Annotated in this window: 12 protein-coding genes; 5 read left to right on the top strand and 7 right to left on the bottom strand. The window is 41.7% G+C overall.

What is annotated here, in order from left to right; all coding sequences use genetic code 11:
- Positions 1–6: 6 nt before the first annotated feature.
- Together AWN68_RS02940 and AWN68_RS02935 are read right to left on the bottom strand one after the other, a co-directional pair.
- The gene (locus AWN68_RS02940) at positions 7–2,448 is read right to left on the bottom strand and encodes an efflux RND transporter permease subunit (RefSeq protein WP_068411191.1); all 2,442 of its coding nucleotides are present in this window, start codon (positions 2,446–2,448) and stop codon (positions 7–9) included.
- 89 nt (positions 2,449–2,537) lie between these two features.
- The gene (locus AWN68_RS02935) at positions 2,538–3,854 is read right to left on the bottom strand and encodes a deoxyguanosinetriphosphate triphosphohydrolase (RefSeq protein WP_068411188.1); all 1,317 of its coding nucleotides are present in this window, start codon (positions 3,852–3,854) and stop codon (positions 2,538–2,540) included.
- Positions 3,855–4,054: 200 nt separating this feature from the next.
- On the opposite strand from AWN68_RS02935, the gene glpK reads away from it, so the two are divergent.
- Complete coding sequence (gene glpK / locus AWN68_RS02930; RefSeq protein WP_068411187.1) at positions 4,055–5,545, top strand: glycerol kinase GlpK; 1,491 nt, start codon at positions 4,055–4,057, stop codon at positions 5,543–5,545.
- Between the two features lie 4 nt (positions 5,546–5,549).
- On the top strand, positions 5,550–7,196 hold the full coding sequence (locus AWN68_RS02925) for a glycerol-3-phosphate dehydrogenase/oxidase (RefSeq protein WP_068411186.1): 1,647 nt from the start codon (positions 5,550–5,552) through the stop codon (positions 7,194–7,196).
- A 4-nt stretch (positions 7,197–7,200) separates the two neighbouring features.
- Here AWN68_RS02925 and AWN68_RS02920 read toward each other — a convergent pair whose 3' ends face one another.
- The gene (locus tag AWN68_RS02920) at positions 7,201–8,241 is read right to left on the bottom strand and encodes a hypothetical protein (protein ID WP_157716048.1); all 1,041 of its coding nucleotides are present in this window, start codon (positions 8,239–8,241) and stop codon (positions 7,201–7,203) included.
- 135 nt (positions 8,242–8,376) lie between these two features.
- Entirely contained in the window at positions 8,377–9,561 is a 1,185-nt protein-coding gene (locus AWN68_RS02915) for a hypothetical protein (RefSeq protein ID WP_068411181.1), read from the bottom strand.
- 175 nt (positions 9,562–9,736) lie between these two features.
- Between AWN68_RS02915 and AWN68_RS02910 the strand changes: the two genes are divergently transcribed.
- Positions 9,737–10,786, top strand: a complete 1,050-nt coding sequence (locus AWN68_RS02910; RefSeq protein ID WP_068411178.1) for a PA0069 family radical SAM protein — start codon at positions 9,737–9,739, stop codon at positions 10,784–10,786.
- Positions 10,787–10,913: 127 nt separating this feature from the next.
- Here AWN68_RS02910 and AWN68_RS02905 read toward each other — a convergent pair whose 3' ends face one another.
- On the bottom strand, positions 10,914–13,385 hold the full coding sequence (locus AWN68_RS02905; protein ID WP_068411176.1) for a S9 family peptidase: 2,472 nt from the start codon (positions 13,383–13,385) through the stop codon (positions 10,914–10,916).
- A 281-nt stretch (positions 13,386–13,666) separates the two neighbouring features.
- Here AWN68_RS02905 and AWN68_RS02900 point away from each other — a divergent pair, with 281 nt between their 5' ends.
- Both AWN68_RS02900 and AWN68_RS02895 read left to right on the top strand, forming a co-directional pair.
- Positions 13,667–14,044 (top strand): BlaI/MecI/CopY family transcriptional regulator, encoded by a 378-nt coding sequence (locus AWN68_RS02900; protein WP_068411174.1) that lies wholly within the window; start codon positions 13,667–13,669, stop codon positions 14,042–14,044.
- Entirely contained in the window at positions 14,041–16,599 is a 2,559-nt protein-coding gene (locus AWN68_RS02895) for a M56 family metallopeptidase (RefSeq protein WP_068411171.1), read from the top strand. Before AWN68_RS02900 ends, AWN68_RS02895 begins: the two co-directional genes overlap by 4 nt.
- A 201-nt stretch (positions 16,600–16,800) precedes the next feature.
- Here the strand turns inward: AWN68_RS02895 and AWN68_RS02890 are convergent, their stop codons facing one another.
- Both AWN68_RS02890 and AWN68_RS02885 read right to left on the bottom strand, forming a co-directional pair.
- Positions 16,801–17,481: a response regulator transcription factor gene (locus AWN68_RS02890; RefSeq protein ID WP_068411170.1), complete on the bottom strand. Its 681-nt coding sequence runs from the start codon at positions 17,479–17,481 to the stop codon at positions 16,801–16,803.
- Positions 17,478–18,983: a sensor histidine kinase gene (locus AWN68_RS02885; RefSeq protein WP_068411169.1), complete on the bottom strand. Its 1,506-nt coding sequence runs from the start codon at positions 18,981–18,983 to the stop codon at positions 17,478–17,480. Before AWN68_RS02885 ends, AWN68_RS02890 begins: the two co-directional genes overlap by 4 nt.
- Between the last annotated feature and the right edge of the window lie 71 nt (positions 18,984–19,054).

Raw genomic sequence — 19,054 nt, 5'->3', positions numbered from 1 at the left:
TGGCTTTTAGGAATCTTTATTCTCTTTGTCCGTTGAACCAACAAACGGGTCGTTACTCTTAATCAATAAACTTTGAGTATCAATTTCTTCGTCTTCGTCTTCAATATAGAACTCATAATGCTCAATGAGAGGGTGAGAGTTCAAATTTCGTTTACCGCTATCAAAAACCATCAATAGTGCTGGCAATACAGTGAGGTTGGTCAGCATTGCAAAAAGCAAAGTAAGCGAGGTTAGTAAACCTAAAGCTACAGTTCCTCCAAAATCGGAGAACACGAAAATTACAAAACCGAAGAACAACACGATGGAAGTATAGAGCATACTAGACCCCGTTTCTTTTATACTGTTACTGATGGCGATAGGCACAAAGAACTTATTCGCAAACAACTCTTGACGGTACTTGGCCAAGAAGTGAATAGAATCATCTACTGAAATACCAAAGGCAATACTGAAAATTAGGGCAGTACTCGGCTTTAATGGAATTCCAAAAAAGCCCATGATTCCTGCGGTAAGCACCAATGGAATTAAGTTGGGCACCATAGAAATGATAATCATTCGCAAGTTAGCAAAGAGGATTGCCATGATAATTGCAATAATTGCGAAAGCCAGTAGCAGTGACATTTGAAGGTTTTCGATCAAGAATTTATTGCCTTTTACAAACAATAAGGTCGATCCCGTTACGCTGGTATGGACCTCATCATCATCCCCAAACACTTCCTCAATTCTTGGCTCCACTACTTGGGTAATCAGCGAATCCATCTTAACAGAGCCCAAGTCCCATATTTTTAGAGAAACTCTTAACACCTGACCTGTGGTATCTACAAAGCTGTTCAGCAGCCCATCATTATCCTTCTGATTGCTCAAATAATTCAGGATTGCATTCCTATCACTTGGGCTCGGAAGACTGTATCGGTTGGCATCACCATTATAATACGCTTGTCGAATGGCCTTTGCGAAACTCACAATGGAAATAGGTTGTGAAACGAAGTCGATAGAATCTAGGCCTATTTCCAAACGCTCTACCTTACGTAGGTTCCTAGCATTGAGCGATGATCTCGGCTTTCCGAAATCAATAATAATTTCAAGCGGCATTACTCCATTGAAGTTCTCTTCAAAAAAGTAAAGGTCTTGCTTAAGCTTAGATTCTTCTGGAATATCATCCACCATGTAAGCCACCGAATAAAGTTTCGAAACTCCATAAAGCGACACTCCAACTACCACAAAAGTGATTATGAAAACACGGTAACGGTGTCTGTGCACTAGCAAGTCGAGCAAAGTGAGCATACGCCCAGTCATTTTAAAATCAAGGTGCTTCAGCTGTGCTGGCTTAGGGGCTGGTAGGTAGGAGAAGATGCCAGGGATAAGCACCATACTCACCACAAAAGTGGCCAAGATGTTGATTCCAGCCACTAAACCGAACTCCTTCAAGAGGGTGATGTCTGTTGTCACCAAAACCAAGAAACCAATGGCGGTGGTGAAGTTGGTAATGAAAGTTACCAAGCCAATTTTTCTGATCATCAGGCTAAGCGCCTTCATTTTATTGCCATGCTTGGCAAAGTCCTGATGGTATTTATTCAGTAGGTAAATCGAATTGGGAATACCAATAACAATAATAATTGATGGTATTAAACCCGTAAGTACATTGATGTTATACTGAAGAATTCCGAGGGTTCCCATTACCCATGTCACCACTACTCCAATGACAATGAGTGGAAAAACCACCGCTGTCCATGACCTGAAGAATAGGAAGAGAATAAGGGCCGTTATAGCAATGGATAGCACAATGAACAACTTGAGCTCTCTGGCCGTCATTTCTTGCATGATGGTCCGCACAAACGGCATTCCCGAATAATGAAGCTCGATTCCAGAGTCCAAAGTAAACTGCTTTCCAATCCCTTGGATCTCGGCCACAACATCGTTCCGAAGTTTAGAATTGAGCACCTCCCTGTCCATCGTGATCAGAATCAACGTAGCGCCATTCTTAACATTCATCAACTGACCGCTGTAAAACTTTAGGTTTAAGGCCACGGCCATCAAGGAGTCTAACTCCACCTGTGAGGTAGGGCTTTGCTTGATTAAAGGGGAAAGTTCAAAACTCCGATTGTCTTGATTTTTGGTAATATTCTGAAGCGTAGCCAACGAAATCACGTTGGTGATTCCTTCTACGTTTTGTAATTTTTTGTTTAGCGCCTCATACTTGAGGAAGTTGTCGAGCTCATAAAGACTGCTGTCCTTCACCCCAAGCACCAAGATATTTCCATCCTCACCGAAGTTCTTTTTAAAATCTTGGAAATACTTATAATTCTCGTCTGTTTCGGGAACGGCAGTATTGAAGTTAAATGCCATTTTTACATCACGCGCCATATAGCCCATGAACACCGTAAAAAGGAGCAAGAGAATCATCAGGCCGAGCCTGTATTTCAGAACGATATGAGGAAGTTTAGACCACATTTTTTTCAAAGATCACAAAGGTAATAGAAATCCCTTCTCAGTAAATTGATTCTCACCATTTTATCCTATAAACAGAAAGGTTATTTGGGCTATCGGCCCGGTAGGGAAATGCCCATAATTTTTCGGTACAAATTCAAGGCGTTAGAGTCGGTCATTCCAGCCACATAATCGAGCACGGCCCTTAAGGCTAAATATGCTGAAGGAGCTTCTTTCACCTCAGCTTGGGTTTCGGTGGGCAATAACCTAAAGTACGTTTTATCTTTTGCAGAAAGGTTCTTTTTAAAGCCCGCCAAAGTTGCAGGCACCAGCACTTCTAGCAGTCCATTCAACACGCGATAACCTGCGGCTTCCGTTTCAACTACCCCACGACTGCGGTAGATTTTTGCAACCGAAACGTTTATGATTTCGGCCATGGCATCTTTTGAAGGAATTTCATCGGCCAAAGAAATATCGAATTCTGCGGTCAAAAGCTTTTCTTCGTGTTCCATAAATAAATCACCGCATTCCTGAATCAGCTGACCAATTGCCAAGGCACGAAGCACTCCAATTCGCTCCTTCAGACTATGAATGGCCTCTAATTTTTCGGGTTGAAATTTATCGCCAATGACATTGGCAAGTAATTCGACCGTTTGCTCATAAGTGACCAAGCCCAAATTACAGCCGTCTTCTAAATCTATAATATGGTAGCAAATGTCATCGGCAGCCTCCACTAAAAATGCCAGCGGATGACGACAAAACTGATCCGTTCCTAAAACTTCAAGGCCAAGTTCTTTTCCTAAGGCTTGAAAAACGGTTCTTTCTGTATCGTAAAAGCCAAATTTCTTCTGGCTTCTTCTTGCCTTTTCTTGCTTTTCTACCAATGAGGGGCGCGGGTATTTTGTAAAGGCAGCTAAAGTTGCTGAAGACAATTTTAATCCCTGATAACCCGGTCGGTTCAGGAGTCTAAACCCTTGTGCATTTCCTTCAAAATTGATCAAGTCAGACCATTCGGCATCATTTACTTCTGGCTTTAATTCCGCTTCCGCATTTTTAAAATAATCTGAAATGGAAGATTCACCTGAATGTCCAAAAGGCGGATTTCCAATGTCATGCGCTAAAGAAGCAGCAGCCACAATGGCGCCAAAATCATGTGCACTTACTTTATGCTGAAGAAAGTCGTACTTCTCTATGAGCTTACTGCCCACCAATCTTCCTAAAGAGCGGCCCACGCTAGACACTTCCAAGCTGTGCGTCAATCGGGTGTGTACAAAATCCTGCTCTGGCAAGGGGTGTACCTGCGTTTTATCCTGCAATTTCCGGAACGGATGAGAAAAGATAATCCGATCAAAATCACGATCGAAAACCGTTCTCGTCTGGTTTTGCTGAACATCAGGAGTATCTAAAGAAAGAAGTTGTAACCAATTCATCGCGGTAAAGCTAAGTATTGAGGGTTTAACAGGAAAGGTAAAAAAGACTTGAGTCAAATATACAGTCAGAAGCAGCAATAAAAGTTCATTCCATTCAAATAATAGAATTGATTTTCCGCTCTAGGCTTTCCGCTCAATAGTCGCTAATATTATAGGAGGTCAAGTCATTTTTTCATTTAAAGCAAAATCCATCTAAAACCATGGGCGAAAAGAAATACATCATCGCATTAGACCAAGGCACCACGAGTTCTCGTTCGGTGCTTTTCGATCAAAAAGGGCAAATTATTGACATTGCACAACAAGAGTTTTCTCAGATTTTCCCTAAACCAGGATGGGTAGAGCATGACCCCATGGAGATTCTTTCTAGCCAAATGGAAACCCTTTCCAACCTTATTAAAAAGAACAAAATCAAAGGCGAAGAAGTAGCAGCCATAGGCATTACCAACCAACGGGAAACGACAGTGGTTTGGGACAAAAACACGGGCAAGCCGATTTACAACGCCATTGTTTGGCAAGACAAACGGACAGCCAGCATTTGCGAAGATCTAAAGCACACGGGTATTGAAGCTTACCTTAGAGAAAACACAGGTTTGGTAATCGACTCCTATTTTTCGGGCACCAAAATCAAATGGATTTTAGACAATGTCGAAGGCGCAAAAGCAAGTGCCGAAGCAGGTGATTTACTCTTCGGAACGATAGACACTTGGTTGGTTTGGAACCTGACCAATAGAAAAGTACACGCCACCGATTACAGCAATGCTTCCCGCACTTTGCTCTTTAACATCAAAACCGTGAAGTGGGACAACAAGCTTTTAAAGGCGCTTGACGTTCCAAAATCTATGCTTCCTGAAGCCCGACCAAGCTGCGGAGATTTCGGCACTTATGAACTTGACGGTGTAGAAATTCCTATCGCTGGCATTGCGGGCGACCAACAAGCAGCCCTTTTTGGCCAAGCTTGCTTTGAACCCGGCATGGCGAAAAACACCTATGGCACTGGCTGTTTTATGTTGATGAACACGGGCGAAGAACTTCAGCATTCCTTTAACGGATTGCTCAGCACCATTGCCTGGGGCATTGATGATAAAGTATATTATGCTTTAGAAGGAAGTGTTTTTGTAGCAGGTGCAGCTGTGCAATGGCTGCGCGATGGACTAGAAGTCATTGAGAATTCAAGCGATTCCGAAGCGATTTCGGAAAAGCTAAAAGACAGCCATGAAGTGGTGGTAGTGCCAGCCTTTGCGGGCTTGGGTGCTCCATATTGGGACATGTATGCACGAGGCGCGATTTTCGGACTTACCCGCGACACTGGCAAAGAACACATTACCAAGGCCACGTTGGATTCTCTGGCTTTTCAAACCCGTGATATTTTACAAGCCATGCAGAAAGATGCGGGTCTTAAATTGAAAGAATTGAAAGTAGACGGTGGTGCTGCAGCCAATAATTACCTGATGCAGTTTCAAGCCGATATTCTTGGCGTTGGGGTAGAACGACCAGAAGTCATTGAATCCACTGCACAAGGTGCCGCTTACTTGGCTGGAATTTCAGTGGGTTTTTGGAAACAAGAAGACATCATCAAAAACAGAATTATTGAGCACGAATTTGAGCCAGAAATGGATGCCAAGCTCAGGGAAAAACTCTACGCCACTTGGCAAAAGGCGGTGAAAAGATCTATGGACTGGGTAGAAAATTAGCATTATGAACTTCCTCTCTTCCACCAACCGAAAAGCACTAACCGATACTGCAAAAACGCAGCACTATGATCTATTGATCATTGGTGGAGGCATTACGGGGGCAGGTATTGCCCTCGATGCAGCTTCAAGAGGACTTAAAACCGTGTTGGTTGAAAAGAACGATTTCGCATCAGGCACCAGCAGTAAATCCACCAAGCTGATTCATGGCGGCTTGCGCTACCTCAAGCAGTTTGAAATTGCCCTAGTACGCGAAGTGGGCAGAGAACGCGCCACCTTGCACAAGCTGATTCCCAACTTGGTGACTTCAGAAAAAATGTTGTTGCCGCTCATTAAGGATGGCACTTTCGGAAAGCTCATGACCAGTATAGGTTTGATGGTCTACGATGTTTTGGCGGGTGTAGAAAAAGTGGACCAACGCAAAATGTTGGACATTGAAGAGACCTTGGAAAAGGAACCGCTTTTAAGCGAAGAAAATGTGGAAGGCGGTGGCATTTATGCGGAATACCGAACCGATGATGCCCGCCTAACGATTGAAATTATCAAAACCGCCTCCAGATTTGGAGCACACTGCCTTAATTATGTGCAGGCCGATGAATTCATTTATAAGGAAGGAAAAGTAGCTGGAGTTTTCGCTACTGACTTTATTTCGGGTGAAAAAATGGAGATCAAGGCCAAGTCCACCATCAGTGCCGCTGGCCCTTGGGTAGATGAACTGAGAACGAAAAACCATTCTTTAACCAGCAAACACCTCCACCTCACCAAAGGCGTACACATTGTATTGCCTCACAGTAAATTCCCACTCAAGCAGGCCATTTATTTCGATTTCCCTGACAAGCGAATGGTCTTTGCCATTCCCCGAGGAAAAATCACTTATATAGGCACTACCGACACCGACTACTTTGGCGATAAGGATAAAATTTTGACCACAAAAGCGGATGTAGAATACTTAATCAAGGGCACTAACCATGCATTTCCAAAGCTAAACCTGAAGGCCAAAGATGTAGAGTCGAGCTGGGCTGGAGTAAGGCCACTTATACATGAAGACGGAAAGTCTGCTTCAGAAATTTCGCGCAAAGATGAAATCTTCGAATCGGAAACTGGCTTGATTTCTATTGCTGGTGGCAAACTTACGGGCTATAGAAAAATGGCTGAAAAGGTAGTCGATCGCTTGTATGATCGCCTTCACAAAGAAGAAGATATGCCCATTGTAGAAACCAAAACCATCCATATTGATTTGGATAATGGCGCTTTTAAAAATGCCAAAGCAGTAAAGAAATACAGAAAATCTATTCGTGAACAACTAGAGGTCATTGGCCTCGAAAAGTACTATGCTGGTTATTTGGTGAGCAATTACGGAAAAGTAACAGACGAAATTATTGAAGGCATGAATGCTTTTGACAACAAAGCACTCCATCTTAAATTGATTCGTTCAGAATTGAGGTATTGCCTAGAAAATGAAATGGTCTTTTCAATTCAAGATTTCTATATCCGCAGAACGGGCCGTTTGTATTTCGATATCCACAGCATCAAACCTACGCTCGATGCCATACTTAAAGACTTCCAAAATCACTTTGGCTGGTCTGTGGAAAAAACGCTTTCAGAAAAAGAAGCCATGGAAAAAGCCATTCAAGAGGTTTCTGTTTTTGGGTAGAAAATCATTCTTTCACAATCTTCACCTTTAAAAAAGTCTGGTAGTCACGCTCATCTTTATAAGTTCTTTTCAGCCAAAGAAAATCATTTTCTGTGCCTTTGGGTAAAGCCTCATTAAGGTTAATATCCCATTCTACTTTTCCTAAAAACTGCTGTTGATCGAACAGCAGAAAATCAGTCTTTATATATTTTTTTACTGCCGCATCTAACTCTTGTGACTCATAAAAATTAGGAATTCGTTGCAACTCTTCCATCACAGCATTGGGTATTCGTGCCACACTAAGGAGCAAAATTTTATCCCCAATAGTAAACACTTTTGCATTTACCCTTAACAGCTCTGGGTCATCTTTGCTACCAAAGGCTACCGCTTTATACTTGGGCAAAAACTCGTCTGGAATTTCCATTTTATTGAGGTACTCGTTTTTTTCGGCATCAAAAATATAAAGGTAATTATCACTTCGGTGGCTGAAAGCAAAAGTGCTGCCCGATAATAGTGTAAAAGAAGGGTAACCCCAGTCGATGTACTCTCCAGCAGTACGATAAACATTGTCGGGGGCTTTATGCATTACCGTAGTGGTTTCACCCGTCTCAAAATTCATTCTGAAAACCGCATCAGTAGAATCCTGATAGTTTTGATTGTTCCCTTCCTTTCCAGAAACTTCCAAAACCAAGGCCAACACTTCTGTTCCACGTTGAGTTTCGAAAGCCCTTATGCGTTCTTGAGAAAAATCTAGATAAACTCCTCCTCCTGTTTCTATTGGTACTTCGTATCGCCCCATTATTTTGCCGGCTTTCGAAAAACGATAAAAATAGGGCCTACCAAAAGCCACCAGCTCATCTTTACCATAGAAGCTCCAGCCATAACTAGAATTGCCCATATAGTTTGGTCCTTCTATATGGGGGTTAAAAGATGAAAGAACCTTACCGTCTTTGTCCATAACCAAGTAATCACCCGATTGAACATCTGCAAATAGAAGTTCTCCTGTAGTACTTTGATAATCTAGCAATTCAACCATTGAGAGTCGGTTAATTACTAAGGAGTCCACAATTTCGGTTTTGAAGTTTCCAATTTTGCTTTCTGAATTTTCTTTATTGCCATTGCAAGCCACCATTGTTATAAGGCAGCATGTAAAGAGAAGAAGTTGAAGGGTTTTTGAGTACTTAAGCATACAAATCTTTGGTTAGGGTTTTTCTGAATTGGTGTCTTCTACAATTTTTACTTTCAAAAAGGTCTGGTAGTCACGTTCGTCATCATACCTGCGCTGAACCCAGAAGTATCCATCGGGGCTACTGATTTTTTGATAACCCACATTTCCAGCAGTCCATTTCACCTCGCCCAAATAGCGGTTTTCGTCAAAGAGTAAATGGTTATTCGTCATGTACTTTTTTACTGCATCCTTATAATCCTGCGATTCAGACAGCATATCTACCTTTTTATATATTTCTCTTATGATCGACTCTGGAACTTTCCCCATTACAGAAACCATAATGTTATCACCAGTGGAGACCACATAGGAATTAATTCTAAATATATCTGGCTCTCCTTTTTCTCCAAACTCAATCGTTTCATACTCCGGTTGAAAAGCTTTTGGTAGCGGTATCGCGTTTACTAAGTTGTTATTCGCCACATCAAAAATGTAAAGCATGGAGTCAATGCTATAGACCTGAGCAAAGCGATCATTTTTGATTTTAGTTACATAAGGAAAGCCGCGGTCTACAAATTTACCTAAAGTCCGATATACACTTTCAGGCTGTTTTTCCATTACGGGAGTAGCCTCTCCAGTTTCAAAATTCATACGGTAAAGCATAACAGTCGAATCTTGAAAGGCCTGAGAGTTATAGGGAGGCCCAGCAGGCTCAGTGATAAAAGCAAGCACTTCAGTGCTGTCATTTATAGTATAACTGTCCACCATAGTTGGATCTCTATCTAACCACCAAAGCCTTCTTATTTCTACAGGGTAAGGTATTTTGGCAAGCTTGTTTCCCTTTTTATCGAACTGATATAAATAATAGTGGCTATGACAAACCAATCCATCATTTCCGTAAAAACTCCAACCGAAATCATAATCACCAACATAGGCTGGGCTTTCAACATGTGGATTGAATGACAAAACCAAATCACCATTTTCGTTGACTATCAATACTTCATCGGTTTGTAGATCACCTACTAAAAATTCCTTCGTGTCAACGTTGTAGTCTAATAGTTGAAGTGTTGAAAGTCGATTGACCATAACGGAATCGACTATCTGGGTAATGTAGGATTTGACATTATCATCAGAAACCTCTTTTGAAGTACCACAGGAGACCGTCAATAAAACCAGCAGAAGGAAACTAAAAATTGAGAATACCTGAGATCGGGGTTTCATTATAGCTTAAGTATAATTTTATGTTCTAAAATATAAATTAATAGCCCAGAAAACAAAAACCACACAGCAGTAGCGCTGCCCAAAACAATAACACTTCAAAAGAAATACTCAATCTATTAGCTATAATATTTGGTTGAAATCTAGTATTTTTAGTAAAACTAAAAATACTAGATTAATGATTAAGGGAAGAGGCGCTCAAAAGCAGGTGAAGAACAGGTTCTTGATGCACGAATATGTGCAAGAACACCTAGAAGCAATCGATGAGTTTGATGGCCAAAACCCAAACACCAAATACATCCCCATCTTCCCAAAAACCATTGTCAACAAAGTAGAAAGCCCTGATGTGGGCATGACCTATTCCCTCAACCCTTATCAAGGTTGTGAGCATGGCTGCATTTACTGTTATGCCCGAAACAGTCATGAATACTGGGGTTATAATGCCGGGCTAGATTTTGAAAAAGTGATCATGTACAAAGAGTCCGCGCCTCAGTTGTTGGAAAAACATTTGCAAAACCCCAATTGGCAGCCTTCTACCATCGTGCTTTCTGGCAATACCGATTGCTATCAACCTTTGGAGCAGAAGCTCGAAATTACCCGAAAGCTGCTGGCTGTTTTTCTCAAGTACAAACACCCTGTGGGCATTATTACCAAGAACGTCACCATCACCCGCGACCTCGATATTATTGGGCCTTTGGCCGATCTCAACCTGATTAGTGTTTATTTCAGCCTCACCACTTTGGATGAATCGGTAAGAAGAAAACTTGAACCTAGAACGGCTTCGGCTGCTAGAAAATTGAAGGCCATTGAAACGCTGACCAAGCGTGACGTGCCCGTAAACATTATGATTGGCCCTATTATTCCCGGCCTGAACGATCATGAAATTCCTGACATTATGAAAGCCGCCTCTGAGGCTGGAGCACGAAGCGCCAGCTATACCATGGTTCGGTTAAATGGCGCCATTGGCCAAGTGTTTGAACATTGGGTGCAAGAAGCTTTTCCCGACAGGGCAAGCAAAATTCTGAACCAAATAAAAGAGGCGCACGGAGGCAAGCTAAACGACAGTCGTTACAGCACCAAAATGCGAGGCGAGGGTTTAATGGTGCAATCCATCAACCGACTGTTTGAGCTTTCTAAAGCCAAATACTTTCAAAATACGGAGCCAAGGCCTAAGCTTCGCACCGACTTATTTGTAAAAACCAACAAAGGGCAAATGGGGTTGTTTTAAAGCATATAATATCAGTAATAAATGTGACTGACTCTAATAAATATATCGAATTTTATAACTGTAAACCCGAAACAAAAAAACCGCACTCTTTCAAGTGCGGTTCGTTGTTTCGGTATGAACGGATCAATTACTTCTTACTATTGATGGCAGCATTCTCTGGTTTAGTTTTCGCATTTTTTACGTGCGTTTCCATCCAAGTATCCATTTCCCAAAGCATATGCATAATCGATTCTTTGGCTCTATAACCATGGCTTTCGTGTGGTAACATGACCAAACGAGAGGTGCCTCCGTGGCCTTTAATGGCATTGTAAAAACGAATACTCTGGATTGGGAAAGTACCCGAGTTATTGTCGGCCTCACCGTGAATCAAAAGCAATGGCTCATTCACTTTATCGGCATTCATAAATGGCGACATGGTGTTGTAAAGGTCTGGATCTTCCCAATAAGTACGTTCCTCTCTTTGGAAACCGAAAGGCGTCAACGTTCTATTGTAAGCACCACTTCGGGCAATCCCGGCTGCAAATAAATCGGAATGCGCCAAAAGGTTGGCCGTCATAAAGGCACCATAAGAATGACCCCCCACGGCAAACTTATTACGGTCGCCCACACCCATTTCTACTGCTTTGTCAATCGCTGCCTCGGCATTCATCACCAATTGCTCTACGAAAGTGTCGTTCGGCTCATTTTCACCTTCTCCAATAATCGGGAACTCAGTGCCATCCATTACAGCATACCCACGAAGCACCCAAAATAATGGAGAACCTGAACTTACTCTGGTAAACGAATAAGGTGTACCTCTAATTTGAGAAGCCGTTTCTACCGATTTGTACTCAATTGGGTAAGCCCACATAATTACGGGCAAACGGCCATCTCTGTCTTTATCATAACCCGCAGGGGTATATAAAGTGGCACTTAGATTGACGCCATCTTTTCTCTGGTACTTTACAATCTCCTTGTTAATATTCATTAATGAAGGCTGCGGATGAGGGAATTCGGTGATCGCCTTCATCGTGCCTTTTTTCAAGTCACGGATGTAATAGTTTGGCGGCTCTTTCTCCGACTCACGCATGGTGATTATCAAGTCTCCTTTTTTAGAAAGCAGGTCGGTTACTCTTTCATAATAAGGCGCTTCGGATCTGAAAAGGATTTCCGCCTTTTTGGTTTTCATGTTGAATTTGCTCAAGAAGGGTCTGTCCCCTTCTGGCGAACCACCCGTGCTGCGCATAAACAAATTGTCTTTGTCAAATAAAAGCACATTCCAACCATATTGATTTTTCGTCATCACTGGGTTTCCAGGGTCGTTATAACGATCGGTGGTCGCACGATCAATCAACACCTGACCAGGAGTGTTCGGTTTAGAAGGATCAATCAAAGTAGCTCTGTCTAAACGTTGCGCCCACCAGCCTTCATTTAATATGGCACGATTCTCATCGCCCCACTGAATACCAGAGTAGCGTAAGCTAGTGCCCAAAAGCTTGGTTGGGTTACCGTTGAACGGAGCGTTTTGCATGTAAACAATGTCACGCTCTTTTACTTCTTTATTTGGGTCGCCACCATCGTTGGCCACTGCCCAGTATAAAGTATTAGGCTTGTCTGCTCTCCAATTCATGCTTCTCGCGCCTAATCTTGTGGCGTCAAAACCATTCGGACGAACTTCATCCAAATCAATTTTGGCCATTACTTTTACCAAGCTTCCTGTATTGCTCCATACTTCGTATTGAAAAGGAAAACGAGAAGCAGGCACCAAATAAGAAAAAGGTTTCTGAATGGTTTGTACCAACATGTATTGGCCATCAGGTGAAATATTCACCGACTTAATAATATCGGGTTGCCCTATTTTTTGACTATTTCCATTCATGTCAATTTTCCTCAACTGAACCATGGTATAGTATTCGAAAAGCATTTCATCATAAGGATTTTCAAGTAAATCCTGATAGGTTCTTGAAGCAGCAAGCGCACCTGAAGTTTCTTGAAGTACTGGTCCGGTCGGAGCCAAAGGTCTTTTCGGCTGAGGGCCACGGTTGTCTACCACCGTGCTGGCCAATAAGGAGTTATTATCTGGCATCCATTCAAATGCGCCTACGTAGGCATTGTTGATGATTTCACCCGTCAATTTTTTAGCTGACTTACTGTTTACATCTGCCACCCAAAGCTCAATTCCGCTTTCGGTAGTATTGGTAAAAGCAATTTTACTTTCGTCCATCGACCAGCTTACGTTGCCAATTTGAGGCTTGCTTGGCATTCCCGAAAACTGAAATTCCTGGCCTGAAGAAATGTTCTTTAAGCTCAAGCCTGTCATAAAGCTCTGGCGGCTTGGTCCATTTGTGGCAGGATTAATTCTTGTTCCACCAATTCTAAGTTCTGGCGCAGCTACCTCTTCAATGGAAGGATAACCTGGTCTTTCCATCAACAACATCCATGTTGCTTTGGAATCAATACTCACCGATGGCGTTGATGGAGCGTCAATCAGTTTGGCAATTTCTTCTGGAGGCCTTTGGTAGCCCATATTGGCATCTTGGGCTTGTATCGAACCGAAGTTCAATAGCATCACCAAGACCAAAAGACCAGCGAATCGTTTTAAATTCTTCAGTAGTTTCATCTCTTTGGTAGTTTTAATGGTTAATGAAATTAAGCATTCCTTTCATGCTAAATACAGATAGATAATATAATTGTTCTAAAAACCTGATGAGAGGAAAGGGATTTCACATTTTCGGCAGAAATCATATGACCTTAGGCAAGTCCCTTGATTAGTCTACGAAAATATTCGTATGATAATTTGCATTTACGAATTCGTTCGTATATGTTTGATACGAAACTTGTCGTAGATTAGAAACATCTACTTCAGCAGAGGTAAAGATTTAAAGACAAAACGGAAGTAACATGACACATAAACCCACCGAATCGGAATTAGACATACTCAGAGTGCTTTGGGAAAAAGGCCCAAGTACAGTTAGGGTAGTCAATGAAATACTCAGTCAGGAAAAGGAAACGGGTTACACCACTACTTTAAAACTGATGCAAATTATGGCGCAGAAAGGGATTGTCACTAGAGACGAATCGTCACGCACCCACGTGTACAATCCAGCCATTGAACAAAAAAATGTACAGCATACTTTACTCAATAAATTAGTAGATGCCGCTTTTAGCGGTTCCGCCTCGCAATTGGTCATGCAGGCATTGGGGCAAGGAAAAACCTCAAAAGCCGAGCTCGAAGAAATCAAAAAACTCATTGAACAACTTGAAGGAGAGCAAAAATGAAAGGATTCATCAACCCACAATGGGCCGAAGCCTTGGGCTTAACCCTATTCGATTCGCTTTGGCAGGGAGCCATAGTGCTGATCATCAGTTTTGTTGTTTTGCTTCTTATGAAGAAAGCTTCGCCTGCAAAACGTTATGCCGTAGTACTTGCCGCTATTCTCATCTTACCCCTACTTTCGGTCACTACTTTTTTGGGGCATTTAGATAATGGAGTGGCAACTTCAACCCTTAATAGTGCGCTCGATTTCGAAAGCCCCTCCGTATTTTCATTAGAGCTCAATGAAACCTCCACACCAGTAGAGCAGGCGGTTGTTTCTCCTACAGTTTTAGCAAAATGGAAAGCATTGACGTCACAGAATGCCAATTTGGCCTTAGTGATTTGGCTTATGGGCGCCTTCTTATTCACAGTCAGAATGTTAGGAGGTTTCTATTTTCTAAATCGTTTAAAATCAGGAGCAAGTCTAATTACGGATGCCGTCTGGTTAGAGAAAATGAGTACCCTTTGTGAGTCCTTGAAAATAAAGGGAAAAGTGCTTTTAAAGCAATCAGAAAGGGTTTCTTCTCCATTGGTCATGGGGGTGATTAAGCCTGTCATCATTTTCCCAATGGGGCTCATCCAAGCCCTTCCTACCGATGAAATTGAGGCCATTTTAGTGCACGAATTGGCCCATATCAAACGAAAAGATTTTCTTATCAACATAGTTATCAACTTGTTGCAAGTGGTTTACTTTTTCCACCCCGCTTTTTGGTGGCTCAAAACACAACTCGATGCCGAAAGGGAATTCCACTGTGATGATATCGCCTTAAACCAATTGGGTAAAAAGCTGACATTGATCAAAGCACTCACCAATGCCTCTGAATATCAAGGTCATAAATTTCAACCTGCTTTGGCCTTTGCGGGAAAGAAGAATCAATTGCTGAGCAGGGTAAAACGCATTGTAGATCATAAGCCCCAAATGAACTGGCTCGGTGGTTTTATGTCTTTGGGAATTCTAGTGTTGAGCTTTGTGCTTATGAGTCAGAATGCAAGCCAAGAAGACAAACCCACCATGGCTGACTTGGAAGAAGACAACATCGAAAACTTGATGCAAATGCCAGCGCCTCAAGACACTACCAAGGTGAGGAAAGCCATTCTGGAATTATTGAAGCAAGACTCTAAAGTGACGGTAAAAACCGATGCTTCGGGTACTGTCACCATGTTTTTGAATGACAAAACCGAGATCACAGGCGAAGAGTTTGAAGCCTATAAAGCCGCTTACGAACAGATCCATAAGTTCTCTAACGAGAACCAGAGGACCCAAGAAGAGCTCCGGGAACTAGCCGAAATGGTGAATGTCAAAAACAGAAAAATTGAAGTAGCTCTGAGGAGGGCTCAACTTGAAGAGTTAATGATTGAGAGAGCGAAGTTAGAAAACAGTGCGCAGACTGAAACGGAAGCCGAACGCGCTGCAAAAACTCAGGCCGATCAGGAAATTGTTCGTGCCCAAAAAGCCCTTAGAGAAGTGGAAGAAGTAATTAAGGTTTCAGAGGTTGAAAAGGCTGAGGTAAGTCAGCAAGAAATCATTGAGTGGGTAAAGAAGGAAAAGGAGATTCAAGAGCAGGAGGAAGTGAATATAGCTCGCATTCGCGCTGAAACAAGAAAGGTGGAGCGAGAGATTCCACAAATTCAGGTAGAGTTGAAGGAATTGGAGAAACAGATGAAAGCCTCTGGAAAAACTGATACTGCCATTGTCAACCAATACAAGAAACAACTGGACGAATTACGTGAACACTGGAGAACACTAAATTCTTATTCAAGCAATCTCAGCAAGTATGAAAAAGAAGTAAATCAGTATTTGGAAGAAATGAATAGTTCCATCAATTTTTCGGCTCCCAAAATACGTTATCAGTACATGGGCAAGATTCTAGGCGAAGAAGAAATGAGCCAGTATAAACTGGTAGGCCTTAGAGTTTCAGAAATAATAGAAGACTATCCCGTTTATGATGAAAAAGAGCACAAGGAAATAAAGGTCAAGTTGATAAAACTATCGAAAGGCACTGTACAGGAAGCACAAGACACCTCTACCGTCCGCTATATGGTTGATGGCAAATTAAGAGAAAGTGGTATTATAAGTACCCTTGACCCCAATCAGGTTGAGAATATATCAGTAATAAAAGGCCAGACTGCAGTCCTCAAGCAATACCCAGATATTCCTACTCCGGTATCTGGATTAATAATTATTGAGACTAAAAACGGATATGAAAAAGCAACCTCAGGTATTACAATGCGCTCACCTTTGAGTATCCGTGTGCTTGATTTTTCTACTGTGAATTTTGATGACAAAACAGACAACTCTCAAAGGACCAACTTTACTATAAAAAGGCTTAAAGAAGACAACGCTATCCTAGAAATCGATGGGGAGTTAAAACCTGACATGACTGATGATCAGATTAAAGCACTTGATTTAATGAATGTAAAAAGTATTCAAATCATCAAAAACGATAAGATGTTTGACTACCACAAAAAGCGTAAGCTGAAGGGTTATGATGCCTTAATTAGAATAGTGACGAAGTAAATCTCCATGATTTGTCTTTCTATGAAAGTTAGTCTGAGGTAGGAGGTATTCAAAAGAACTACTAGTTAACACTAGCACAAATTTCTCCTCCTTAGTGAAGGAGGCTGGGAGGATTGCAACGAAACATTAGAACTCTTTGCTGAAATCATCTAATCCCCCAACCCCCTTTTCAAAAAAGGGGGAGGATTTGAGAACATTTTTTCAACACACCAGCTTATAGCCATACCCCCGAACATTCAGGATTTCTACGGTTTCATCTTCGCTTAATTTTTTGCGGAGTTTGGTAATGAAAACGTCCATGCTTCGTGCATTAAAAAAGTCGTCATTGCCCCAAAGTTGAGTGAGAATCAAACTTCTGTCGGTAACTGCATTTCTGTTTTCGCTCAAGTGAAAAAGCAGTTGCGCCTCGCGGTGGGTTAAGGTCTGTTCCTTCTCGCCCAAACCCAATTTTTGTTTAGAAAGATTGAAGCGGTATTTACCAATACTGACTTCCTCCGATGATTCCCGTTTTCTCTTTCGGTCTAAAAGCGCATGAATACGAACGATCAGTTCTTCCATGCTAAAGGGCTTTTTCAAATAGTCATTTCCGCCCAAGCCAAAGCCCTCCACCACATCTTCAGTTCTGGATTTAGAGGTGAGGAAAATGACAGGAATTTTATCGTTTTCAGCCCTAATTTCTTTGACGAGCGTAAAGCCGTCCTTCTTAGGCATCATCACGTCTAACACCAATAATTCTGGTTTTTCAGCGCGGTAAGTATTTAAGGCTTGTTCTCCGTTGGTACAAAAAAGTACATCGAAACCACGGGTTTCTAGGCTTTCCTTAATGATGGTGCCCAATGCCGTTTCATCTTCGGCCAGCAATATTTTTATTTTTTCCGTCATGAAAAAGCCACTTCAAAACTGGTTAATTGGGGTTTCAAGACTAAGTCAATCGACCCTCCGTGTTTCTCAATTATCTTTCGGGTATAATAAAGGCCAATCCCAAAACCTTTTACATCGTGTTGATTACCGGTAGGGATTCGGTAGAATTTGTCAAACACCCTTTCCTTTTGGCTCTTCTCTATAAAACCGCCATTGTCCTGCACTATTACCTGCGCACGGTTGCCTAACTTCGTCAAAATTACCTGAACTTCACTTCCGCCATACTTTAAGGCATTGTCGACCAAATTGGAGAGCGCATTTTCCAAGTGAAAAGGATCAGCTTCAATAATTACATCCACAGTAGGTGCCACAAAAGAAAGCCCTTTTTCGCCCGCTAGCATTTTATACTTCTCAATCATAGTAAAAAGTAGCTGTGTTAAATTCACAGGCTCTTTCCTCAAACTCAATTCATCGCTATCAAGCGTGGCCGTTTCCAGCAGCTTCTCCACCATCAGGTTGAGTTTCTTCAACTGGTCGTTCGACATGTCTAAGTATTTGGCCGTTTTTTCCGGATCGTTTTGCTTATTGAAATTGGCGATGGCTTCAAGGGCCGATGTTACCGTGGCGATTGGGGTTTTAAATTCGTGGGTGATATTGCTGATGAGGTCGTTCTTAATTTCTGCCAACTGTTTTTGCTGATTGATGATTCTATAGAGGTATAACAGCGAACCAATCACAGAAACTGATATGAGCATTGAAATCAATAAATCCACCATTCCCCTTTTCAGAATAATTAAAGAGGCATTATCAAAATACATCTTTAACTCCTTTTTAGGTAAATAACTGGCCTTTGAAAGGGTAGAAAGCGAAAACTCGTCATCGCTAAATGCCCTCGAGCGTTCAACAATCTCATTATTTTGTAAAGAGGCAAAGGCGAAATCAATGTCTATTTTCTTTCGACCCAATTCCTTCTTTACATACTTAGTTAAGTTTTCAAAATCAATGGAATCTTGCACCATTGAAATCATTACTCTAGTAGTGAACGCTTCTAACTCATTTAGCCTCGATGATCGAACGGTGTCTTTAAAAACCTGAATGCTGTTAATGGAGGCAGCATTATTAAGTTTTGTACCACCAAGTATGCGAATTCTTGAGTCTCCTTTGCCCGTGCTTCGAATTGTTACTCCCCCAATAGATGTATCTGAAATAGCACTGCTTTTGGTTGAAAATTCAAACTTCGAGAGAGAATCGCTTGTCTTTCCTTCAATATTATGCTGAAAAAACGCTTTGATTTCACTGGCATCAAAAGCGCCACTATCGTTTCTATCGAGGTATACGAAGTTCTTGGCCAAAGAAGAAAAATAACCCTCCACTCCGTTGTCTAAGGCTACTTGCACATCGTTGATAAAACGCTGCTTGTTCAGGTTATAATTCTGAACATTTCTATACACCTGAATGCCCACAGTAACAAGTACCGTAAAGGAAATCAGATAGATTATAGCCTTGAACTTGCGTTTTTTCACAGTTCAAATATACGCATTCGTAATGCCTGAGCATCAAAGGTTAACACTCGTTAACACTGGTTAACTATCTG

This window comes from Roseivirga echinicomitans (assembly GCF_001592935.1).
Taxonomy (GTDB): Bacteria; Bacteroidota; Bacteroidia; order Cytophagales; family Cyclobacteriaceae; genus Roseivirga; species Roseivirga echinicomitans.
Note: the sequence above shows the minus strand (reverse complement) of the source record. Positions and strands in the feature narration are given on the sequence as shown.